Consider the following 23,010-nt stretch of genomic DNA (forward strand, 5'->3'; position numbering starts at 1 on the left):
GTTCTCTCTGAACGCGGACCCGGCTTGAACAGGCGGGGACTTACTTCGTGTTGCAACCCGCGGCCGGTGCGCCGCCAGCCGGTGCCTTCGTTGCATCGCATTCGCGCGAGGCGATCTGCCGCCGCCAGTTATCGAGAAGCGAGTTCGCGAGGCTGCTGTAGTCGCGGCCGAAGTGATGGCCGCCGGCCGTGCGCAGCACCGTCACACCCGACTTCGCGAGCGTCGGGCACAAGGTATCTTCTTCGTCTTCGCCGTACACGCACTGCACGATTCCCGGCGGCACTTTCGACACCTCCGGCAACGCAGGCAGCGCTTCGTTGCTGGCGGGCATGCCGAGCCAGCCGGTCACGCGAATCTGGAAATCAGCCGAATGGGCAAACCCGAGCAGCGCCATCTGCGAGACCTTCGCGCGCAAGGCTTCGGGCAAACGGTTGTACGCGAAAGGCATCACGTCAGCGCCGAACGAATAGCCGATCAGCGCTACCTGCCGTGTGTGCCAGCGCGACCCATAGGTTTCCAGCACCCGGGCGAGATCGTGGCTAGTCTCCTGTGGCGACTTCGTGGCCCAGAAATAGCGCAGGCTGTCCCAGCCAACCACGGACACGCCCTGTTTCTGCAGGGCTTCGGCGATGCTCTTGTCGAGGTCGCGCCAGCCGCCGTCGCCGGATATCACGACCGCAAGCATGTCGGTGGGATGAGCGGCGGGCAGTTCGATCAAAGGGAGATCGGACACATCCTGTTCGCTCGCTTCGTGCATACGCAGGTGCGAACCGAGCAAGGTGACCATCGCATCGGCGCTCGACGTGTCCGGCGGCAGGCGCCGCACGGCGACGGGCTTGCCGCCTGCGGGCGTGGGTGTCCTGACGGCGTCGGCAGTCGTCGCGCCGATTTCGACGAACCCAGGCAGGCCGTTGCCCCGGCTGATCGTCGGATCGGGAGGGCAGGGGTTGAAGCGTGCATCCAGTTGCGCGTCTGGATCGATCGATGCCGCGCCCGAGAGCGTGTTCGACGGCGCCTGCGCGAGCATCTGCGTCGCCAGAATGCCGCCCTGGCCCGTGCCCGCGACGATCGGCAGGAAATAGCGGCTCGACTGCACCTCGCGCTGCAACTGGTGGCTCATCGCTTCCGCGTCGCCGACCAGGTTGCGGCAGGTTTCCTTGCGCGTGGCGGGCATCCCGGCGTAGCGCTCCGTATCGACGCCGACCACCATCGCGCCATGGCGCGCGAGCGCGTCGGCGGCCTGCTGGTCGGTCGGGCGCCAGCCGCTGCGACCGGAAAACAGCACGACAAAGCCGCGCATCTCGCCTGTCGGCCTGGTGACGACCACGTTGCCGTAGCGCCCGCCGGATACAGCGCTCGTCGCGAGATCAGTAGCAACGACAGCGTGCGCCGACGGCAGCGCCGCAGCGAACAGGCCCGTCGCCAGGCTCAGGGCCAACAATACTTTCAACGATTTCATGAACGCCAGCCTTCGGCGAGAAGTGACAGGTCGGCGAGCGTCAGCACGACGCCCACCGAGCCCGATGCGGCCAGATAACGCGGCTCCCAGTTGGGCTGGAATTTGCTCTTGAAGCCTCGCAGGCCGCGGAAGTTATAGAAGCGCCCACCGAAACGCCACATCAGGCTGGCGAAACGGTGCCACGGTGAAGCCAGCGGCGTCGGATTCATGCCCGAGAGCGGCGCCATGCCGAGGCTCAGGCTGCGAAAGTTTTCCTGCTTCAGATACAACGCCAGCTTGGTGAACAGATATTCCATCGCATAGGGCGACGCGCTCGGCACATGGCGCATCACGCCGACAGTCGCATCGATGTTCAGATCGGTCGTCATGAACGTGACGAACGCCACCGGCGTGTCCTGCTGACGGACCAGCATGACGGACTGTGCCGAGAGATAGTCGTCGGTGAAGGCGGCAACCGAGAAGCTCTTTTCCTTCGCGGAGCGGCTTTCCAGCCACGCGTCGGAGATGCCGCGCAGCACCGGCAGCAGTTCGGGTACGAGCGACGGCTTGAACATTTCGACAGTCAGGCCGTCGCGCTCGCCGCGTTTGAGCGCGTAGCGCAGGTGGGTGCGGTGTGCGCCGGCCAGTTCGAAATCGCTTAGCACGAGGCGCGCTTCCTCGCCGAGCTTCATCAGCGTGAGGCCGGCGTCGAGATAAAGCGGCAGGGCGTCCGCGCGGACCTGGTAGAACGCGGCGCGGCCGCCGTGTGCATGGGCGAGCGCCATGAACTCGCCGATCAGTTCGACCCATTCCTCGCGCGGACCTACAGGATCGTGCAGGGCGGCCCAGGTACGGCCATGCTTGGCGTACATCAGGAATGCTTCGCGCGATTTCGAGAACAGGAAGCTCTTGTCGCCCATCAACGCAAGCCCGGCGTCGCTGCGCTCCTGCGAACGGACGATCTTCGCAGCGTCGGCGAGGTCGCCCGCCGGCGGCTCGACAAAGCGGCCCGCAGCCGGCCGCAACAGTTGCCAGAACGCAATCGTGGCGGCGAACAGGCAGGCGCTCAGCGTCGCGCGAAGCGCACGCGGCGCGCGCTCGTCGAAGGCGAAGTTCCACCACAGATCGCGGCTGTACTGCACATCGCGAAACGCGAAGAACAGGATCCATGAAGCGACGATCATCACGATGCCGACCGACACCAGCCAGGTCAGCGTAAAGCGCTCGCTGAAGAGCGATGACGAACGGTTGAAGCGGTGGCGCGTCGTCGCGAGCAGCGTGATCAGCACGCCGAGGACGCCGGCTTCGACGAACGCGAGACCCTTCGTCAGCGACAGCGCAAGGCTCACGACGGCCAGCAGCATCGTCAGCCACCACGCCGCATCGAGCCGGCGCAGCAGCCCGCGCGCGACGAATAGCAGCAGTACGCCGAGCAGGCTCGCGAGCAGTTGCGAGCTTTCGAGCACCCACAGCGGCACGACGGTCTGGAGGATGGCGAGACGGCGTCCGAAGGCCGGCGTCGCGCCGGAGATCACCAGCATGCCGCCGACCGCAAAGGTGACGATGCTGAGAAACAGGGGGACGAGCTGGGTGATGTCACGCGAACCGCGGCCCGCGAAGCGGGCCTTGAGCGCATGCCCTTCGAAGCCCGCCAGCAGCGCCGACGACACCAGCAGCGGCACGCCGAAATAGATCACGCGATAGGCGAGCAGGGCGGCGACCATCGCCGGCGTCTCCACACTGCCGCCCAGCGCGAACACCATCGACGCTTCGAACACGCCGAGGCCGCCGGGCGTGTGGCCGATCATGCCGAGCAGCATTGCGGCCGAGAAAATCGCGACGAACTGGGCGAAGCCTACGTCGGCATGCGGCAGCAGCGCCCAGAGCGCGACGCTGGCGGCGGCGACATCAAGTGCGGCGAGCCACAACTGGTCGAGCAGATCACGGCGGGCGGGCACATCGAGTGTGAGCCGGCCGAGGCGGATGGACCGCGAAGTGGGGCGGCAGCAGGCAACCAGCAACGCCAGGGCAACCACGATCGCCACGCCCCCGCCGATCAGCGGCACGGTCGTGACATGGGTCATGTGACTCAGGGCGGGCGCGTCGAACAGCATACCGAGGCCGGCGAGGAGCACGAGCGAAAGCCCGAGGGTGACGCTGGTGAAGAGCGTGAGGCGGCCGACCTGCGCGGGCTTGATGCCGGCGGTGCCGTACACGCGGCAGCGCACCGCGCCTCCGGTCAGTGCGCCGAAGCCGGTAGCGTTGCCGAGCGCGGAACCGACTGTCGCGCCGATCCACAGCGTGGGGCGCGGCACCTTTGCGCCGATCGAGCGCAATCCGACCGCATCGCGGGCGACCAGGACGACATAGCTGAAGGCAGTCGCGAGCAGTGACGTGGCGAGCGCCTGCGGCGTCAACTGACGCAGGCTGTAGACGACGGAGCGGTAATGAATGGTCTGCGAGAGGTGCTGGAAGACTGTCAGCACGATTGCGCAGACCACGAGGGCTAATACCGGAACTGCCAGGCGCCGCAGCGGCAGCGCCTTGAATCGTTGAATGTTGAAGGCCCAGCCAGGGATCGCCGGGCGCCTTGCCGTACCTTCTTGCACCATGTCGGTGCTGGCCGACCCACCTTTTGAACCATTACCGCGCACTTGCTTACCCCGTTGAAAGCTGTCCGCACTATAACGGCAAGCTTTCCCATTACTTGATCAGCAATTGAACGGATTGGTGCATGAATTGGTTGACATCAGCGTGCTGCGAATTACGATTTTCTGACAGCACGCGGGCGGGTTAGTGTGCCCCTTCGCCGTGCAGCTCGAGATGACGCTGGATCGCCCGGGCGTCGAGTTTGGAGATATCCGCGCCGATTTCCTCGTACACCATCTTGCGCGTCTCGTCGCTCAGATGGCGGCGCAACAGGCCGAGAAACTTCGGCTCGACTGCGATGCGCAGCCGCTGGTAGCGCTGGTGCATGCGGCCCTGTTCAAGATACTCACAGAGCATGCGGGCGAACCTGTCGCGTGCTGCGTCGTCCGGCGTGGTGGCTGCCGGCATCGCGTCGCGGCCGGAGTCTCCGTTGCGCAATTCGGGGTCACGCGTGCGGGCCTGGGGATCGGCGAAACCTTCGATCTCGCGCAGATCCAGCTTGAGACCGGGGGTTTCAAAGATACGGGCGCGGTTACCGTCGGCGACAACAACCCAGGAAGTGCTGGTCATGGCTTTCCTCCTTTGATGCCTGGATGCGGGCGCCACGGCGGAGTGCGCGGAGGCGCTCCTTGAACAATACTCGCCATCAGGTCGGTGTGCCCGTATTTCACCCGAGGTGTCCGCGATCGGGGGAGCACGCTGAATGCCCCGCGGCTGAATGAAGCGGCCGCTACAATGCCACGACCCTCTGCCCGCGCCGCGCATCAAGAAGCCGGTGGCGGGGTTCAGATAAGCGGCGTCCCTGCGCGTGGCACGCGCATCGATCACGCGGGCCGCGCGTACTTTCACATCACCGCGGAATGCAGATGATGGGGATGGTCGAGGGTCTCGGCGATGAGCCGCAACGCCTCCTCGCACTCGTCGCGGTTTTTCGAGCCGCCGAGGCACACGCGCACCGCATTCGGCGGATTGCCATCGGTTGAAAACGCAGCGCCCGCGACGGCAGCGATGCCCTGATTGCGCAGTTGCAATGCCAGTTCGGAGGAACTCCAGCCACCTTCGGACGGGATCGGCAGCCACAGATGAAAGCCGTCCGGATGGGCGTCATAGGGACACGCGCCCAGCACGCGCGACGCGATCGACTGACGCGCTCTCGACTCACTGCGAATCGCTTCGAGCATGTCGTGCGCGGTGCCATCGATCAGCCACTGGGTCGCGAGCGACACCGTATACGGACTTGCCATCACAGTGGTCGCGCGCAAAGCGCCAGCAAGACGTTGCGCCTGGCGCGGCGTTGGCGCATGTAGGTACGCGACTCTCAAGCCCGCGCCCAGGCTCTTCGAAAGTCCCGTCACATACCAGGTCAACTCGGGCGCGAAGCGGGCCAGCGCGTCAGGTGCCTGTTGCGGCAGCATCGCGTAGGCGTCGTCTTCGATGATCGGCACGTTGTAGCGCAGCGCCACGTCGGCGAGTGCCTCGCGCCGCTTGTGCGTGAGGGTCAGCGTGCTCGGGTTCTGCAGTGTCGGATTGCAGTAGAAGGCGGCGGGTTTGTCGGTCTTGCAGAGCGCTTCGAAGGCGTGCGCGAGCGGGCCTTCATCGTCGCGGGCGAGTGCCTGCAGGCGTACACCGAGTTGCGCCGCAATCGCCTTGATGCCCGGATAGGCGAGCGTATCGAGGCAGATCATCGCGCCGGGCCGTGCCAGCTGCGACACGAGCGCCACCAGCGCACTATGGATGCCTGGACAGACCAGCACGTTCTCCGCATCGGCGTCGGGCAAACGGCGTTTGAGCCACCCGGTGCCGGCGGCCTTGTCGGCGGAGGTGCCGCCGAAATCCTGATAGCGCAGCAGCCGGTAGGGGTCGGTCTCCGCCATCAAACGCGCGGCCGATTCACGCAGGCGCGCAGCGTAGTCAGCGGGCTCCGGCGGCGTGTTCATCGACATTTCGATGCTGCTGCCGCCAGTAAGCGGCAACGTCGGCGCGCGCCCGCGCACGAACGTGCCGCTACCGGCCCGCGAATCGAGCAGGCCGCGCTTTCTCGCTTCGGCGTACGCGCGCGCGACGGTCGTGTAGTTCAGATCCAGTTCGCTGGCCAGATCGCGCAGACCCGGAAGGCGATCGCGCGGACGCAGCCGCCCGGTGGCCAGATCTTCCTCGATCAGTTCCGGAATGGCCAGATAAGCCGGCTTGCGCATATCGGCCAGTCGTTTGATCCAGTGATGAATCGCGTTACTCATGATTCTGTTTCGGTCTGGTGTGAATTAAATAAAGCCTATCACGCGCACATAATAAAAATAAACATGATTGCATTCATTGATCGCATTGATCGTATTTCGTGAACCACTGCACCATGCCGGTACGCATGCACCACGAACAGGGCACGCGTATGGTGCGGCAAGGCCGGAGGGCGTGCTCGCGCGGCATGCCTGAAGCGTCACGCAACCTTCACGCCAGCATTTTTTTCGGCTCGCTTTCCGAATGATCGTCTGCTTGATCGGCAATTGATTGCATTTGCGAGGGCTATCAGTGGCATGGCAAATGCATTATCTCTATCGCCGCTAAAGTAAATCTAAATCCATTGATTTAATCTGCTCAATTTAAAAGGAGAGTGCCATGCCGGCCGTCAATAAACCGAAGCACGAGAAAGGCGATTACCTGGTCGATTACGAGGAGAAAGTCTTCGAGGACGTGAAGGCGGAGCCGGGAGAGAAGGCGCTCGTCACGTTCCACACGGTCGCGTTCGAGGGCTCGATCGGCTTCGTCAACCTGTTGCAGGCGACGCGGCTGCAACGCAAGGGCTTTGAGACGTCGGTGCTGCTGTATGGGCCGGGTGTCACGCTTGGCCTGCAGCGCGGCTTTCCGACGCTCGGCGACGAGGCGTTTCCGGGCCACCTGAACTTCAACAAGCAACTGATCAAGTTCATGGAAGAGGGCGGCAAGGTCTACGCGTGCCGTTTCGCGCTGCAGGCCCTGTACGGTCACGGCGAGGCATCGCTGATCGAGGGCATCCGTCCGATCAGCCCGCTCGACGTGCTCGACATCCAGCTTCTGCATCGCAAGGACAACGCGCTGATCATCCACACCTGGACGGTCTAGACAAAGGGGCGGGCCTTCACCATGTCTGAGAAACGCATCGTCCGGGCGGCGGCCGTGCAGATTGCACCGGATTTCGAACGCATCGACGGCACGCTGAACAGGGTCTGCGAGGCCATCGACCGCGCGGCGCGCGAAGGCGTGCAACTGATCGTGTTCCCCGAGACCTTCGTGCCGTACTACCCGTACTTTTCATTCGTGCGGCCGCCGGTGGCATCGGGAGGCGACCACATGAAGCTGTACGAAGAAGCGGTGGTGGTGCCCGGTCCTGTCACGCAGGCGGTCGCGGAGCGCGCGAGATTGCACCGGATGGTGGTTGTGCTCGGCGTCAACGAGCGCGATCACGGCAGCCTGTACAACACGCAGCTGATCTTCGATGTCGATGGGCAACTGCTGCTCAAGCGCCGCAAGATCACACCGACGTTCCACGAACGGATGATCTGGGGGCAGGGCGACGCGGCCGGCTTGAAGGTGGTGCAAACGGCGGTCGCACGGGTCGGCGCGCTCGCCTGCTGGGAGCACTACAACCCGCTCGCGCGCTATGCGTTGATGACGCAGCACGAAGAGATTCACTGCAGCCAGTTCCCCGGCTCGCTGGTGGGGCCGATTTTCGCGGAGCAGATCGAGGTCACGATCCGTCATCACGCGCTGGAGTCGGGCTGCTTCGTCGTCAACGCGACGGGCTGGCTGACAGACGCGCAGATCGAATCGGTCACCCCCGATCCGAATCTGCAGAAGGCGCTACGCGGCGGCTGCAACACGGCGATCGTCTCTCCGGAAGGGCAGCACCTGGCCGCGCCGTTGCGCGAAGGCGAAGGCATGGTGATCGCCGATCTCGACATGGCCTTGATCACGAAGCGCAAACGGATGATGGATTCGGTCGGTCACTACGCGCGGCCGGAACTGCTGAGCCTCGCCATCAATGATCGGCCGGCGTCGACCGTTTCGCCGATGACGGGTGTCCCAGCGGTCGCCAGCATTGCGACCGGCATCGATCTCAACTCAACCCAGGAATGGCGCGATGAACTCCAGCGAGACACTGCCGGCCGCAAGCCGGCAATTGATGACTGAACTGCAGTCGGTCGGGCTGCGGCTCGCCGATCCTGATGCAGGCGTCGCCAGCCGGCGCGGCGGCGCGGGTCCGTCCGATCACAAGGCGGTGACAGTCGACGGCGTGACGATCATGGTGCCCGTGCATACGAACACGGCGTGGCACTCGCCCTTCGTTGCGGCAACGCCGGATGCGGGCGGCGCGAGCGCCTTGATGCGCGGCACGATCCCGATCGCGAGCATCAGCTTTCCGAAGGCGCCGCGTTTCTACGCGATGCAGACGCTCGATGGCGTGCCGTACTCGCACATCGCGACGCTGCACAGTGCCGACGTACTCGCGACCACCGTGCTGCAGACGTGCATCCGCTACGAGAGCCGCCGCAAGTCGTGCAGGTTCTGTGCGATCGGGCAATCGCTGGCAGCAGGCCGCACGATTGCGCGCAAGACGCCCGAACAGCTTGCCGAAGTCGCGCGCGCGGCAGTCTTGCTCGACGGCGTCAAACATATGGTGCTGACGACCGGAACGCCAGCCACCAGCGATCGCGGCGCGCAGATACTGTGCGAGAGCGCGTTCGCGATCAAGGGCGCCGTCGATCTGCCGATCCAGGCGCAATGCGAACCCCCCGACGACGACCGCTGGTTCGCGCGCATGAAAGCGAGCGGCATCGATACGCTGGGCATGCACCTCGAAGTGGTGACGCCCGCCTTGCGCGAACGCATCATGCCCGGCAAGGCGAGCGTGCCGCTGTCGCGCTACATGGAAGCGTTCAGGTCGGCGGTGGCCGTGTTCGGCAGAGGGCAGGTCAGCACCTACATACTCGCGGGACTCGGCGATTCAGCCGAAGCGATTCTCGCGATGTCGCGCACTTTGATCGACCTTGGCGTCTATCCGTTCGTCGTGCCGTTCGTGCCGATCAGCGGCACGCCGCTCGAAGACCATCCGGCGCCTTCGCCCGAATTCATGAAATCGGTGTTGCAACCGCTTGGCGCGATCCTCGGCGCGGCGCGGATGCGCTCCAGCGAGATCAAGGCGGGCTGCGGCAAATGCGGCGCGTGTTCGTCGCTGTCATCGTACGAGGTGTGATCATGCTGGCCGAAGCGATAGACCTCGACGCGTTGCCGACAGCCTGGACGGCGAGCGAATACCGGATCAAATGGACGACCTTGCCCTGGGAAGCCGATCAGGCGTTCAGGCTGCGGCGCGCGGTGTTCTGCATCGAGCAGGGAATCTTCGTCGGCGATGACCGCGATGCGACGGACGAGCGCGCCCAGCAACTGGTTGCCGTCAGCTGTATCGCGGGGATGCCGGAGCAGGTGGTCGGCACGGTGCGCATTCATGAAGATGAACAGGGCGTCTGGTTCGGTTCGCGGCTGGCGGTGCATGCGGCGTACCGAAGGCACGGCAAGATCGGTGCGACGTTGATCCGGCTTGCGGTCAGCAGTGCGCACGCGCTCGGTTGCGAGACCTTCCTCGCTCACGTGCAGAGCCAGAACGTGCCGCTCTTTCGCGCGCTGCACTGGGATGTGCTGGCCGAAGAGATGCTGCTTGGACGTCCCCATCATTTGATGCAGGCGCAGCTCGATCACTATCCGCCCTGTGCGACGCCGCGCAGTGGTTTCGTGACGCACTCGCGGAGCGCGTCGTGAGCGTCGCCGAACTTGTCGCCAGCCTGCGGGAGAGCCGCGGCTTCATGCACAAGACCGATATCGTCGATGTGCTGTCTTCGCTTGCGCGGGGCTTGCCAGGCGGCGCCGACGATCTGAAACAGGCAGTCGCCGTGGGTGACGATTGCGCGGCCATCGCCGATGGCGACGGATATCTGCTGTTCGCGATCGAAGGCATGGTCAGCGATTTCGTCGAGGCGATGCCCTGGTTCGCCGGCTATAGCGGCGTGATGGTCAACGTCAGCGATATCTATGCGATGGGCGGTAGACCGATTGCTGTCGTCGATGCGCTGTGGAGCGACGGCATCGGCGCGGCAGGGCAGGTCCTGGCGGGTATGGCGGCTGCATCGGTGGCGTATGGCGTGCCGGTTGTCGGTGGGCACACGAATACGCGCAGCGATCAGGCGCAACTGGCCGTGTCGATACTGGGGCGCGCCAGTGCGTTGCTGTCCAGCTTCAACGCGAAGCCGGGCGATCGCCTGATGATGGCAGTCGACCTGCGTGGCAGGTTCGAGGAACCGTATCCGTTCTGGAATGCGTCGGTGGGTGCACCGGCGACGCGTCTGCGTGCGGATCTGGAACTACTGCCCGAACTGGCGGAAAGCGGTCTGTGCGATGCCGCCAAGGACATCAGCATGGCCGGTACGCTCGGCACCGCGTTGATGCTGCTCGAATGTTCCCGCATGGGTGCGCGAATCGATGTCGACCGCATACCAAAGCCGGAAGATGTCGCGCTCGCCCGCTGGGTGACGGCGTTTCCGAGTTTCGGCTATCTGCTCTCTGTGCGAGAGCACCATGTCGCGCAGGTGCAGGAGCGCTTTGCCGCGCGCTCGCTTGCGTGCGCGGTGATCGGCACGGTCGACGAATCGTGTGAAGTCATCGTGCATCGTGGAGACGATGCTGCCGTGCTTTGGGATTTCGGGCGTGAGCCCTTTATCCTCACGCCCCAAGGAGGCAGGCGATGAACCTCAGTTCGCTTCACATCGCGTTGCTGACGCATTCAGTCAATCCGCGTGGCGGTGTCGTGCATACGCTGGAACTGGCAAACGCGTTGACGGCACACGGCCACGACGTCACGGTATTCGCGCCCGCCGCAGCCGGAGAAATGTTGTTTCGTGAGCCTCCATGCCGCGTTGTTCTCGCGCGGGTTACGGGTTCCCAGGCAAATACGGTCGAGATGGTCGATGCGCGCATTCGCGCCTTGAAGGAAGCGCTGCGCGATTCGTCGTCATTTGATGTGCTGCATGCGCAGGACAGTATCAGCGGAAACGCGCTCGCGGAGCTGAAAGAGGAGGGGGGGATCGAGGGATTTGTGCGCACCGTTCACCACCTGGATCACTTCGACAATCCGCGTCTGGCCGCGTGGCAGGTGCGCGCGTATCGCGATGCGGATAGCGTGCTGTGCGTCAGCGACACGTGGACTGCGGAAATGCAGCGCACGTATGGAATCGATGCGGTGACCGTACCGAATGGTGTCGATACCACGCGCTTTTGCCCGGACGTTTCCGGCGAGGCTGACGACGCCACGTGCACGCGCATAGGCGTTGATGGTTCGCCGGTCGTTCTGGCGGTGGGCGGCATAGAAGCGCGCAAAAACACGCTTGGGCTGCTAGACGCATTCGCTCTTGTGCACAGGAAGCTGTCGCGCGCGCAACTCGTGATTGCAGGTGGCGCCAGCCTGCTCGATCACAACGCGTATGCCGATCGTTTCATCCAGCGAGCAGAGGAGCATCGGCTTTCGACAGGACCGTACGAAAACATCGTTGTGACAGGCCCGCTCAGCGACTCTGCAATGCCCGCGCTTTTTAGAAGTTCGGATGTGCTGGCGATGGTGTCTCTGCACGAAGGCTTCGGACTGGTCGTGCTGGAAGCGCTTGCGTGCCGTACGCCCGTGGTTGTATCGGACATCGCGCCGTTCAACGAATACCTCGACGACAGCACCGCCTGCTGGGCAACGCCGACCGACGCCCATTCGATGGCGTCGGCGCTGATGCGCACGATCGACGGCAGCTTCAAGGCCGACTTCGCTCGCGCTGTGCCTGCGCTGCTCGCGCGTTTCAGCTGGGACGCGAGCGCGCGCCGTCACGTCGACGTCTATCTCAGCTATCTGTCGAAACAATCTCTGGCGATTCTCTAAGGAGCGCTCATGCCTGTCATGCACTTCCGGATTCGATGGCCCGATGGCAACGAAGCGAACTGCTATTCGCCGTCGCAAGTCATCAGCGATTTCTTCGTCCCAGGCACGGAGTACCCGCTCAACGATTTCGTCGACCGCTCGCGTCAGGCCTTGGGCATTGCGTCCGAACGCGTGCGGCAGAAGTACGGCTATGCCTGCTCGGCGGCCATGGACCAGCTTGAGCAGATCGAACGCGATGCGGCACGGTTCGACGATAGGCCCGACGCGACGGTCAAGGTCATCGAGTTCAGTTGAAACGTTAAACCCGGCCCGCCCTGGCGGATGTATCGCACATGCAAGGCGGGCATTCCCGAATGCAAGGACGCATCATGTCGAAGACGAAACACCACCTGGCTTCTCAGCCCGCCACCAACGGGCACTACAGCGTGATTGTCGTGGGCGGCGGGCAGGCGGGGCTGTCGGTCAGCTACTACCTGGCGCAGCACGGCATCGATCATCTGGTCATCGAGAAAAACACGGTGACGCACACATGGCGCCACCAGCGCTGGGATGCGTTTTGTCTCGTGACTCCGAACTGGCAATGCGCGTTGCCAGGCCATCCGTACCGCGGCGACGATCCACATGGATTCATGAAGAAGGATGAAATCATCGCGTATCTCGATGGCTTCATCGCAATGGTGAACGCGCCCGTGATCGAGAACACCGAAGTCAAACGCGTGAGGCGTCTGGAAGACGGCCGCTATGGCGTCTCGACGACACAGGGCGACTTCATCGCCGATCAGGTGGTGGTGGCTTCGGGCGGCTATCACACGCCGATCGTGCCGCGTATGGCCGAGCGCCTGCCGTCGCATATCGTGCAGATGCAGTCGTCCGAATATCGCAATCCCGAGACATTGCCCGATGGGGTGGTGCTGGTGGTCGGCTCCGGCCAGTCCGGTGCGCAGATCGCCGAGGACCTGCACCTCGCGGGACGCAAGGTGGTGCTCGCCGTTGGCGAAGCGCCGCGCTGTGCGCGCTTTTATCGAGGACGCGATGTGGTCGACTGGCTCGCGGACATGCAGTACTACGACATGCCGGTGGAAAAACATCCACTACGCGAAGGTGTGCGTGACAATACCAATCACTATGTCACCGGACGCGACGGCGGACGCGATATCGATCTGCGCAAATTCGCTTCCGAAGGCATGGAACTGTATGGTCGCCTTGAAGACCTGCAGCGGGGCGTGCTGCATTTCGCACCGAACCTCGCAATCAATCTCGACGATGCAGACCGCACGTACAACAGCATCAACGCCAGTATCGACGCATTCATCAACCGCAGCGGTATCGATGCGCCGGCGGGTAGCGCGTATGAAGCGATGTGGCGGCCCGCAGCCGAGCGCACGACGCTCGATATGGCCACAAGCGGCATCGCTGCGATCATCTGGTGTATCGGTTTTACGCCGGACTTCAGCTGGATCGATGCGCCGGTCTTCAACGGGCGGGGCTATCCGGCGCACGTGCGCGGAGTGACACCGCTCGGCGGTCTATATTTTGTCGGGCTGCCGTGGCTGCATACCTGGGGATCGGGGCGCTTTTCCGGCATTGCGCGCGATGCCGATCATGTCGTGCAGGCGGTGCTCGCGCATCGACGCAAGCGAACGATGTGCGTGGACACGGTCGCAGCCTGAACCGCGCATCGAATCGTATCAATCGATCGGTGGGTGGTGTGGGCGCTGCGCGTTCTGCTTACGCGCTCGCCGTCTTCGCTCCGCACGCGCGAATCACGAGCGCGACGACTTCTTCGGTCGCGACGTCGAAGGCCTTTTTCGACAGCGCGCGCTTGCCCGCGAGCGCTTCGATCTGCGCGTCGAAGTCCGCGTAGTGCTGGGTCAGTGCCCAGATCATGAAGAGAAAAGTGCGGGCGTCGAGCGGGGCGAGCAGGCCTCGCGCAATCCAGTCGTTGATCACGACGACACGCGTTTCCATCCACGGCTTCACGCGTCCCGCCAGGATGTCCTGCATGTGCGTTGCGCCGTGAATGATCTCGTTCGCCCATACCTTCGAGCCGAGCGGACGCCGGCGCGACAACTCCATCTTTGCGCGTACATAGCCGCCAATCGCTGCGACGGGATCGTCGCTGCAGTCGAACGTATCAGCGGCGCGATACCACTCCTCGAAGATATCGTCGAGCACGCGCCGGTAAAGATCGAGCTTGGTCGGGAAGTAGTAATGCAGGTTGGCTTTCGGTAAGCCTGCGCGTTCCGCGATCATCGCAGTGCTGGTGCCTTCGAGCCCGCGTTCCGCGAATACCGCCTCGGCGCACGCCAGCAGATGCGCCTCGTTCGTGTTGCGAATGTGGGCCTTGCGCCGCCGCATTGGCTTCGTCGTTTCTTCGTTTGCGCCGGCTATGACCGGCGTATCGTCGTCTTTCATCATCGGCCTCGCCTGGCTCAGGAGCCCTCAGTCGCCGCGTCGCGCCTCATTGTAGTCGTATTGCGGCACGCGACGCACGGCCTGTCTCATCCACCGAATGCGGCGTACCGCACGCATGTTGCGGTGCAATGGCACGCTTTTCGCTCATACGGAAGTCATTGAAATATCTTTATTAATCGTCTACAACCTGTCCAATCGGACAGGATTGGTGAAGCAGGCAATCGAACCGTATCGACGACCGGGCGCCGGCGTAAGTGGTATGCACCGGCCACGGGCGCCACGCCCCAAAACATGTCGTCCGTGCACCGCATCTGCGCCACGTTGTCCTGCGTGTGTGTATGGATAGCCCGATTCGCGTGAGGAGAGAGACTGATGAACGCAGTGACGGACAAAGGACTCGACGTGTCGATCAAGGTGAACGGTCAACGTCTGTGGGACAGCCTGATGACGATGGCGAAGATCGGCGCGACGCCGAAGGGTGGTGTGTGCCGGCTTGCCTTGACCGATCTCGACCGGGAAGGGCGTGACCTGATCGTGAGCTGGGCGAAGGAAGCAGGGTGCACGGTCAGCATCGATCAGATGGGCAATGTGTTCATGCGCCGCGCAGGCCGCAATGCGGCGGCGTTACCGGTGATGACCGGCTCGCACGCCGATTCCCAGCCCACGGGTGGCCGGTTCGACGGCATCTACGGCGTGCTGGGCGGGCTCGAAGTGATCCGCAGCCTGAATGATCACGGGATTGAAACCGAGCACCCGGTGGAAGTTGTGATCTGGACCAACGAGGAGGGCTCACGTTTTGCTCCGGCGATGGTCGCCTCCGGTGTGTTCGCAGGTGTGTTTACCCTGGAATATGGTCTGTCGCGAAAGGACGTCGACGGCAAGACGATCGGCGAGGAGCTCAGGCGTATCGGCTACGCGGGCGATGTTCCATGCGGTGGACGACCGATTCACGCGGCGTTCGAACTGCACATCGAACAGGGGCCGATTCTCGAAGCGGAGCACAAGACGATCGGGGTTGTGACCGATGCGCAGGGTCAGCGCTGGTATGAAATCGTGTTGACGGGACAGGAGGCGCATGCAGGGCCGACACCCATGCCGCGTCGGCGCGATGCGTTGCTCGGCGCATCGCGTGTGGTCGATCTCGTCAACCGCATCGGCCTGAATCACGCGCCGTTCGGCTGCGCGACCGTCGGCATGATGCAGGTGCATCCGAACTCACGCAACGTGATTCCGGGGCGCGTGTTCTTCACAGTCGACTTCCGTCATCCGGACGATGCCGTGCTGAAGGAAATGGATGCGGAGTTGCGGGAGGGCGTCGCGTGCATTGCCGGCGAAATCGGTCTTGAAACGCAGCTCGAGCAGATCTTTTATTACGCACCGGTCGCGTTTGACACGGCCTGCGTCGAGTCGGTCCGTGCGGCGGCTGTGCGCTTCGGCTACCCGAGCCGCGACATCGTGTCGGGCGCAGGTCACGACGCCTGTTATCTGTCGCAGGTCGCGCCGACGTCGATGGTATTCGTGCCATGCGTCGACGGGATCAGTCATAACGAAATCGAGGATGCCACGATCGAATGGATCGAGGCGGGCGCTAATGTCTTGCTGCACGCGATGCTCGAGCGAGCGTGCGAGCCTGCTTCATAGCCCCGGCATTCTGCGTTAAACGCTCTTCTGCAAGCTTTGTTGGACCCGCTGCTCCGGCTTCGCGACAGGCGATGCCGGCTGGATTCGTGCTGTCTCTCTTCTCGTGAAGGAACGCGCATGGCTACGAAAGAAACCGGCGATGTCGCCGCAGGCCGACTGACGGCCGATCAGCTCGCGTGTCAGTTTGCCGACGTCGCGCCGTTGCTCGATCCGGGCGCGGCGGCGGTGGCGGCGAGCCGCTGCCACTACTGCTATGACGCGCCCTGCGTCAACGCGTGCCCGACGCGGATCGATATTCCGGGCTTCATCCGCAAGATCGGCAACGGCAATCTGAAAGGCGCGGCACACGACATTCTCTCGGCGAATCCGCTGGGCGGCATGTGTGCACGCGTCTGTCCGACCGAAATTCTTTGTGAAGGCGCATGCGTGCGCAACCATCAGGATGAGAAGCCCGTTGCGATCGGCGCATTGCAGCGTCATGCGACGGATTGGGCGATGGCGCGCGGCGAGACCTTGTTCAGGCGCGCGGCGGATTCGGGGTGTCATGTGGCCGTCGTCGGCGCGGGGCCGGCGGGGCTCGCGTGTGCGCATCGTCTTGCGCTGATGGGGCATCGCGTGACGCTTTTCGACGCGCATCCCAAGGCTGGCGGCCTCAACGAATACGGTATCGCCGCCTACAAGACCGTCGACGATTTCGCACAGCGCGAAGTGGACTGGCTGCTCTCCGTGGGCGGCATCGCGTTGAAGACAGGCGTCATGCTCGGGCGCGATGTGAGCCTCGACGAACTGCGTCAGCAACACGATGCGGTGTTTCTCGCGATTGGACTGGCCGGCGTGAAGGCATTGCAGATCGAAGGTGAAGCGCTCGGGAACGTGCACAACGCGGTCGATTTTATTGCGCGCCTGCGCGCGGCGGACGATCTTTCGACGCTGCCTGTCGGGCGCCGCGTGGTGGTGATCGGCGGCGGCAACACCGCGATCGATGCCGCCGTGCAAAGCAGCAAGCTCGGCGCGCAAAGCGTGACGATGGTCTACCGACGCGGCGTCGATGCGATGAGCGCGACGTGGGCGGAGCGCGAATTTGCGCAAACGCAGGGCGTTTCGATCGTGCTCTACGCGCAACCGCTCAAGCTCAATCGCGATGGTACGTGCGTCACGGGCGTCGAGTTCGAGCGCACGAAAGAGGAGGCAGGACGTCTTGTCGGCACTGGCGAGCGCTTCACCTTGGAAGCCGACATGGTGCTCAAGGCAATCGGCCAGACACTCGTCGCGACAGGGCTCGATGCCGACATCCTGACGACGGATGGTTCGCGCATCGAGGTCGACGACGAGCGCCGGACCTCGTTGAAAGGCGTCTGGGCAGGCGGCGACTGCGCGGCGACCGGCCTCGACCTGACTGTGCAGGCGGTGGAGGACGGCAAGCTTGCGGCGGCGTCGATCGATCGGGTTTTCGCGCGTACGGCGGTGCGTGCCGCGTAGTGCGGCCAGGTACCGCCTGGCGCGTTATGGCGCGCCACAGTACAGCCTCATTCAGGAAGCGTACCGCCCAGGAGCGGCACACAGAGATAAAAGAGCGACATCCCCACGGAGCTGAACATGGCCGATCTTCGTTGCACAATCGCCGGCATCACGTCGCCGAATCCTTTCTGGCTGGCGTCGGCGCCGCCTACCGACAAGGCCTACAACGTCAACCGCGCATTTGAAGCAGGCTGGGGCGGCGTCGTCTGGAAGACGCTCGGGCTCGATCCGCACGTCGTCAACGTGAGCTCCCGCTATGGCGCGGTGCAGTGGAACGGACAGCGGATGGCGGGTCTGAACAACATCGAACTCATCACCGACCGCCCGCTCGACGTCAATCTGCGCGAGATCGCCCAGGTCAAGCGCGACTGGCCGGACCGCGCGATGATCGTGTCGCTGATGGTGCCGTGCAACGAGCGTGACTGGAAATGGATCCTGCCGCTCGTCGAAGACACCGGCGCGGATGCGGTCGAACTCAACTTCGGTTGTCCGCACGGCATGAGCGAGCGGGGCATGGGGTCGGCCATCGGCCAGGTGCCGGAGTACATCGAGATGGTCACCCGCTGGGTCAAGGAAGGCTCGCGCCTGCCTTGCCTCGTCAAGCTCACACCCAACATCACCGACATCCGGCTCGGTTCGCGCGCCGCTTGCAAGGGCGGTGCGGACGGCGTGTCGCTCATCAACACGATCAACTCCATCGTCGCGGTCGATCTCGACGATATGGCGCCCATGCCCACCGTCGATGGCAAGGGCACGCACGGCGGCTACTGCGGCCCGGCGGTCAAGCCGATTGCGCTCAACATGGTCGCGGAAATTGCCCGCGATGTGGAAACACCTGGCCTGCCGATCTCCGGGATCGGCGGCATCACGTCGTGGCGCGACGCCGCGGAGTTCATCGTGCTGGGCGCGGGCAGCGTGCAGGTGTGTACCGCGGCGATGCATTACGGCTTTCGCATCGTGTCCGACATGGCGGATGGCCTGTCGAACTGGATGGACGAAAAACGCTACGCGACGCTCGACGATATCCGTGGCCGTGCCGTGCCGAACGTCACCGACTGGAAATTCCTGAACCTCAGCTACGACATCAAGGCGCGCATCGATCAGGATAAGTGCATCCAGTGCGGCCTGTGCCACATCGTGTGCGAAGACACGTCGCACCAGGCGATTACGCGCGAGAAGAACGGCGTGCGGCATTTCGAAGTGATCGACGAGAGCTGCGTCGGGTGCAATTTATGCATGCACGTGTGTCCGGTCGATCAATGCATCACGATGGAGCGCGTCGATGCAGGCGCCTATTCGAACTGGACGACGCACCCCAACAATCCGATGGCCGCAGCGGCAACCACGGCAACCTCAGCCACGGCAGCACCCTCAGCAGCAACTGCCGCAGCAACAGCGGCCGCGGAAACCGACACACCCGCACGCGCCGCGTGACGGATGCGCATCTGGCACTGGACGCGTTGCGTTGACGACGCGCCAGTTTTTCGACCATGGGAGAATCTTCGATGAATCAGTCTGCGGGAACCAGCGATTCGCTACTGCAACCGGCGGTACAAGGCAGCGCGCTCTACAACGACGATCTCGCGCCGACCGGCAAGTCTCAACGCACGTGGAAGTGGTATCACTTCGCGGCGTTGTGGGTCGGCATGGTGATGAACATTGCGTCGTACATGCTGGCTGCCGGATTGACTGAGCAGGGCATGTCGCCGTGGCAGGCGGTGACAACGGTGCTGCTGGGCAACCTGATCGTGCTCGTGCCGATGCTGCTGATCGGCCACGCTGGCGCCAAACATGGCATTCCGTACGCGGTACTGGTGCGCTCGTCGTTCGGCACGCAGGGGGCCAAGCTGCCGGCGCTGTTGCGGGCGATCGTCGCGTGCGGCTGGTACGGCATTCAGACATGGCTTGGCGGCAGCGCCATCTATACGCTGCTCAATATTCTGACGGGCAACGCGCTGCAAGGCACCCCGCTGCCGTTCATCGATATTTCGATGGGTCAGGCCGCGTGCTTTCTCGCGTTCTGGGCGCTGCAGATCTACTTCATCGTCAACGGAACGGATTCGATCCGCTGGCTCGAAAGCTGGTCCGCGCCGATCAAGGTACTGATGTGCATCGTGCTGGTCTGGTGGGCGACGTCGAAGGCAGGGGGTGTCGGAAGCATGCTGTCGACGCCGTCGCAGTTCGCCGCCGGCGGCAAGCGGGAAGGACTCTTCTGGGTCACGTTCTGGCCGAGCCTCACGGCGATGGTGGGCTTCTGGGCAACGCTCGCGCTGAACATCCCCGACTTCACGCGCTTCGCCCGGACCCAGCGCGACCAGATGGTCGGCCAGGCGGTCGGCCTGCCGGTGCCGATGGCGCTGCTTTCGGTGATCTCGGTGGTGGTGACTTCGGCGACCGTGGTGATCTACGGCCAGGCGATCTGGGATCCGATCGATCTGACGAGCCGCATGACGGGCATCGGCGTGGGCATTGCGCTCATCATCCTGACGCTCGACACGATGTGCTGCAATCTCGCGGCGAACCTCGTCGGACCGGCATACGACTTTTCGAGCCTCTGGCCGAAGGGCATCTCATACAAGGCAGGCGGCATGATCACCGCGACCATCGCGATCGTGATGATGCCGTGGAAAATTCTCGCGACCACGCACGGTTATATCTTTACGTGGCTCGTCGGCTATTCGGCTTTGCTCGGGCCGGTAGCGGGCATCATGATGGTTGATTACTTCCTGATTCGCGGCACGCGCCTCGATCATCGTGAACTGTTCGACGAGAACGGCGAGTACGCGTACACGGGGGGCTGGAATATCGCCGCGGTGGTCGCGCTCGCAATCGGCGTGCTGCCGAATCTGCCGGGCTTTCTGAATACGGCGTTTCCGGCGGCTTTTCCGAATGTGCCCGACCTGTTCAAGACCTTGTACACCTATGCGTGGTTTGTCGGCCTCGCACTTGCGGCGGTTGTGTACGGCGTGTGGATGAAGCTCGGCAAGAGCACGAGTCCGCGTATCGCGCGTGCCTGAACCACAGTGGGAACGACAGCGACAGCGGTCATCGGACGGCGTTTCATTCGCATTTGCGCTGACATTAAGATTCAACAGAAGGAGGCAGCATGGCAACCCTGATTCGTGGCGGTACGGTGGTCGACGCCAACCAGACCCGGCGTGCCGACGTGTTGTGTCATGACAGCGCGGCAGGCGGCACGATTGCGCAGATCGGCATGGACCTCGAACCACCGGTTGGCGCAACGGTGATCGATGCAGGCGGGCAATACGTGATGCCGGGCGGCATCGATCCGCACACGCACATGGAACTGCCGTTCATGGGAACGACCGCGAGCGACGACTTTTATAGCGGCACCGCGGCCGGCCTCGCGGGGGGCACGACGAGCATCATCGACTTCGTGATTCCATCGCCGCGCCAGCCGTTGATGGGTGCGTTCAACGAATGGCGCGGCTGGGCGGAAAAGGCCGCGGCGGATTACGGTTTCCATGTCGCGGTGACGTGGTGGGACGAGACGGTGCATCGCGACATGGGCACGCTGGTCCATGAACACGGGGTGTCGAGCTTCAAGCACTTTATGGCGTACAAGAACGCGATCATGGCCGACGACGAGATCCTCGTGAACAGCTTTTCGCGCGCGCTCGAACTGGGTGCGTTGCCGACCGTCCACGCGGAAAACGGCGAACTGGTGTTTCAGTTGCAGCGTCAGCTGCTGGCGCGCGGCTTCACGGGGCCGGAGGCGCATCCCTTGTCGCGGCCGCCGGAAGTGGAAGGGGAAGCGGCGAATCGGGCGATCCGTATTGCCCAGGTGCTCGGCGTGCCTGTCTATATCGTGCACGTGTCGGCGAAGGACGCACTCGACGCCGTGATCCGCGCGCATGGCGAAGGCCAGCGTGTGTTCGCCGAAGTGCTGGCGGGGCACCTGGTGATCGATGAATCGGTGTATCGCGATACCGACTGGGGCCGCGCAGCGGCGCATGTGATGAGCCCGCCGTTCCGCACGAAGGAACACCGAGATGCGCTCTGGCGCGGCTTGCAGGGCGGCCATCTGCATACGACGGCCACCGATCACTGCGTGTTCTGCGCATCGCAGAAAGCGATGGGCCGCGAAGACTTCACGAAGATCCCCAACGGCTGCGGCGGTGTGGAGGACCGGATGTCGATCCTGTGGCATCACGGTGTGAACACAGGAAGGCTGACGCCGAACGAGTTCGTCCGCGTCACATCGACCAATGCCGCGCAGATTTTCAACCTGTATCCGCGCAAGGGTGCGGTCGAAGTGGGCGCGGATGCGGATCTGGTGGTGTGGGATCCGCAGGCGTCGCGCACGATCTCCGTGAAGACGCATCATCAGAATGTCGACTTCAACGTGTTCGAAGGGATGACGGTGCAGGGCGTCGCAACCCACACGCTGTCGCGGGGGCAGCTTGCGTGGGTCAATGGCGATCTGCGCGCGCAGCGCGGCGCGGGCCGCTATCTGAAGCGGCCGCCCAATCCCGCTTATTTCGAAGCCGTGCGTGTGGCCAACCGGTTGAAGTCGGTGGAACCCGTCGCGCGTTGAGCGTGCGCGGATTGCATGAAACACGGCAGGCGCACGCGGTACGATCGCGCGGCGCTGGCTACCGTGAGAAGCGGCAGCCAGCGGCGGCGATTACGAAACGGTATCGGAAGAAGCGAGCGTCGCGATAAACACGGACGCGATCGCTTCAACACCGTCGCAGTCTTCTTCGGTGAAGCGCGCGGGCAGCGGGCTGTCGAGGTCGAGTACGCCAAGCAGGGTGCCATCAGGCATCAGCAGCGGCACGACCAGTTCCGAGCGGGACGCAGCATCGCACGCGATGTGATCGGCAAACGCGTGAACGTCGGGCACGAGCTGGCTGCGGCGCGTCTGCGCGGCCAGGCCGCACACGCCGCGGCCCATTGCGATGCGCACGCAGGCGGGCTTGCCTTGAAACGGGCCGACCACGAGTTCGCCGTCGACGAGGAAATAGAATCCAGCCCAGTTCAGATCCGGCATCGTGTGATACAGCAACGCCGAGAGATTCGCGGCATTGGCGACGAGATTGGTCTCGCCGGCGAGCAGCGCGTGCGCCTGAGCGGCCAGTTCGTCGTAGAAGTCGCGTTTGGGCAACTCGGTGGAGACAGTTCCCTGGAACATACCTGTACATCCTGCATGGTCATTTCGACGACGCTCGCGTGAGCGGCCGGAGGGGCGGCGTCGAGCGCGAGCACGGGTCGTGATTGTCCCACCTTTGCCGTTAGCCTGTGCGCCGGCGGCAAGGTTCCGGGGTTCTGGTCTGACACCAGCCGTCAGTTTCCTGCAATATCCTCGACATCAGTTTCGCGACGTGCGCCCGGGCAATCCGTTCGGCCCGCTCTTCGTCGCGTGCTTCGAGCGCCTGCAGAA

19 protein-coding genes are annotated in these 23,010 nt (G+C 63.7%); 13 read left to right on the plus strand and 6 right to left on the minus strand.

Annotation, left to right across the window (positions count from 1 at the left end; genetic code table 11):
• Positions 1–40: 40 nt before the first annotated feature.
• The 4 genes from B0G77_RS13580 to B0G77_RS13595 form a co-directional block, all read right to left on the minus strand.
• Positions 41–1,459 (minus strand): AcvB/VirJ family lysyl-phosphatidylglycerol hydrolase, encoded by a 1,419-nt coding sequence (locus B0G77_RS13580; protein WP_133662591.1) that lies wholly within the window; start codon positions 1,457–1,459, stop codon positions 41–43.
• On the minus strand, positions 1,456–4,050 hold the full coding sequence (gene mprF / locus B0G77_RS13585; RefSeq protein ID WP_133662592.1) for a bifunctional lysylphosphatidylglycerol flippase/synthetase MprF: 2,595 nt from the start codon (positions 4,048–4,050) through the stop codon (positions 1,456–1,458). Before mprF ends, B0G77_RS13580 begins: the two co-directional genes overlap by 4 nt.
• Positions 4,051–4,231: 181 nt before the next feature.
• Positions 4,232–4,657, minus strand: a complete 426-nt coding sequence (locus B0G77_RS13590; protein WP_133662593.1) for a host attachment protein — start codon at positions 4,655–4,657, stop codon at positions 4,232–4,234.
• 275 nt (positions 4,658–4,932) lie between these two features.
• Positions 4,933–6,324 carry a PLP-dependent aminotransferase family protein gene (locus tag B0G77_RS13595; RefSeq protein ID WP_133662594.1) on the minus strand — a complete coding sequence of 464 codons (1,392 nt, stop codon included), beginning with the start codon at positions 6,322–6,324 and terminating at the stop codon, positions 4,933–4,935.
• Positions 6,325–6,700: 376 nt separating this feature from the next.
• Between B0G77_RS13595 and B0G77_RS13600 the strand changes: the two genes are divergently transcribed.
• From B0G77_RS13600 to B0G77_RS13635, 8 genes are all read left to right on the plus strand, one after another.
• Complete coding sequence (locus B0G77_RS13600; protein ID WP_133662595.1) at positions 6,701–7,183, plus strand: MSMEG_0572/Sll0783 family nitrogen starvation response protein; 483 nt, start codon at positions 6,701–6,703, stop codon at positions 7,181–7,183.
• A gap of 21 nt (positions 7,184–7,204) precedes the next feature.
• Positions 7,205–8,251 (plus strand): Nit6803 family nitrilase, encoded by a 1,047-nt coding sequence (locus B0G77_RS13605; protein WP_133662596.1) that lies wholly within the window; start codon positions 7,205–7,207, stop codon positions 8,249–8,251.
• Positions 8,244–9,314: an MSMEG_0568 family radical SAM protein gene (locus B0G77_RS13610; RefSeq protein WP_133664138.1), complete on the plus strand. Its 1,071-nt coding sequence runs from the start codon at positions 8,244–8,246 to the stop codon at positions 9,312–9,314. The genes B0G77_RS13605 and B0G77_RS13610 overlap by 8 nt, the downstream gene beginning before the upstream one ends.
• A 2-nt stretch (positions 9,315–9,316) precedes the next feature.
• The gene (locus B0G77_RS13615) at positions 9,317–9,877 is read left to right on the plus strand and encodes an MSMEG_0567/Sll0786 family nitrogen starvation N-acetyltransferase (RefSeq protein ID WP_133662597.1); all 561 of its coding nucleotides are present in this window, start codon (positions 9,317–9,319) and stop codon (positions 9,875–9,877) included.
• A complete protein-coding gene (locus B0G77_RS13620) occupies positions 9,874–10,860 on the plus strand; it encodes a sll0787 family AIR synthase-like protein (protein ID WP_133662598.1) in 987 nt (328 codons plus the stop codon). Before B0G77_RS13615 ends, B0G77_RS13620 begins: the two co-directional genes overlap by 4 nt.
• Complete coding sequence (locus tag B0G77_RS13625; RefSeq protein ID WP_133662599.1) at positions 10,857–12,032, plus strand: MSMEG_0565 family glycosyltransferase; 1,176 nt, start codon at positions 10,857–10,859, stop codon at positions 12,030–12,032. Before B0G77_RS13620 ends, B0G77_RS13625 begins: the two co-directional genes overlap by 4 nt.
• 9 nt (positions 12,033–12,041) lie before the next feature.
• Complete coding sequence (locus tag B0G77_RS13630; RefSeq protein ID WP_133662600.1) at positions 12,042–12,326, plus strand: MSMEG_0570 family nitrogen starvation response protein; 285 nt, start codon at positions 12,042–12,044, stop codon at positions 12,324–12,326.
• 74 nt (positions 12,327–12,400) lie between these two features.
• The gene (locus B0G77_RS13635; RefSeq protein ID WP_133662601.1) at positions 12,401–13,702 is read left to right on the plus strand and encodes an MSMEG_0569 family flavin-dependent oxidoreductase; all 1,302 of its coding nucleotides are present in this window, start codon (positions 12,401–12,403) and stop codon (positions 13,700–13,702) included.
• Between the two features lie 58 nt (positions 13,703–13,760).
• Here the strand turns inward: B0G77_RS13635 and B0G77_RS13640 are convergent, their stop codons facing one another.
• Positions 13,761–14,447: a TetR/AcrR family transcriptional regulator gene (locus B0G77_RS13640; RefSeq protein ID WP_133664139.1), complete on the minus strand. Its 687-nt coding sequence runs from the start codon at positions 14,445–14,447 to the stop codon at positions 13,761–13,763.
• A gap of 372 nt (positions 14,448–14,819) precedes the next feature.
• Between B0G77_RS13640 and B0G77_RS13645 the strand changes: the two genes are divergently transcribed.
• From B0G77_RS13645 to hydA, 5 genes are all read left to right on the plus strand, one after another.
• The gene (locus tag B0G77_RS13645) at positions 14,820–16,088 is read left to right on the plus strand and encodes a Zn-dependent hydrolase (protein WP_133662602.1); all 1,269 of its coding nucleotides are present in this window, start codon (positions 14,820–14,822) and stop codon (positions 16,086–16,088) included.
• 117 nt (positions 16,089–16,205) lie between these two features.
• Positions 16,206–17,567 (plus strand): NAD(P)-dependent oxidoreductase, encoded by a 1,362-nt coding sequence (locus tag B0G77_RS13650; protein WP_133662603.1) that lies wholly within the window; start codon positions 16,206–16,208, stop codon positions 17,565–17,567.
• A 117-nt stretch (positions 17,568–17,684) separates the two neighbouring features.
• Positions 17,685–19,040, plus strand: a complete 1,356-nt coding sequence (gene preA / locus B0G77_RS13655) for an NAD-dependent dihydropyrimidine dehydrogenase subunit PreA (protein ID WP_133662604.1) — start codon at positions 17,685–17,687, stop codon at positions 19,038–19,040.
• Between the two features lie 71 nt (positions 19,041–19,111).
• Positions 19,112–20,623: an NCS1 family nucleobase:cation symporter-1 gene (locus tag B0G77_RS13660; protein WP_133662605.1), complete on the plus strand. Its 1,512-nt coding sequence runs from the start codon at positions 19,112–19,114 to the stop codon at positions 20,621–20,623.
• A gap of 89 nt (positions 20,624–20,712) precedes the next feature.
• The gene (hydA, locus tag B0G77_RS13665; RefSeq protein WP_133662606.1) at positions 20,713–22,164 is read left to right on the plus strand and encodes a dihydropyrimidinase; all 1,452 of its coding nucleotides are present in this window, start codon (positions 20,713–20,715) and stop codon (positions 22,162–22,164) included.
• Between the two features lie 90 nt (positions 22,165–22,254).
• Here the strand turns inward: hydA and B0G77_RS13670 are convergent, their stop codons facing one another.
• The gene (locus B0G77_RS13670) at positions 22,255–22,761 is read right to left on the minus strand and encodes a GAF domain-containing protein (RefSeq protein ID WP_133662607.1); all 507 of its coding nucleotides are present in this window, start codon (positions 22,759–22,761) and stop codon (positions 22,255–22,257) included.
• Positions 22,762–23,010: the final 249 nt, after the last annotated feature.

It is taken from the genome of Paraburkholderia sp. BL10I2N1 (assembly GCF_004361815.1).
GTDB lineage: Bacteria > Pseudomonadota > Gammaproteobacteria > Burkholderiales > Burkholderiaceae > Paraburkholderia.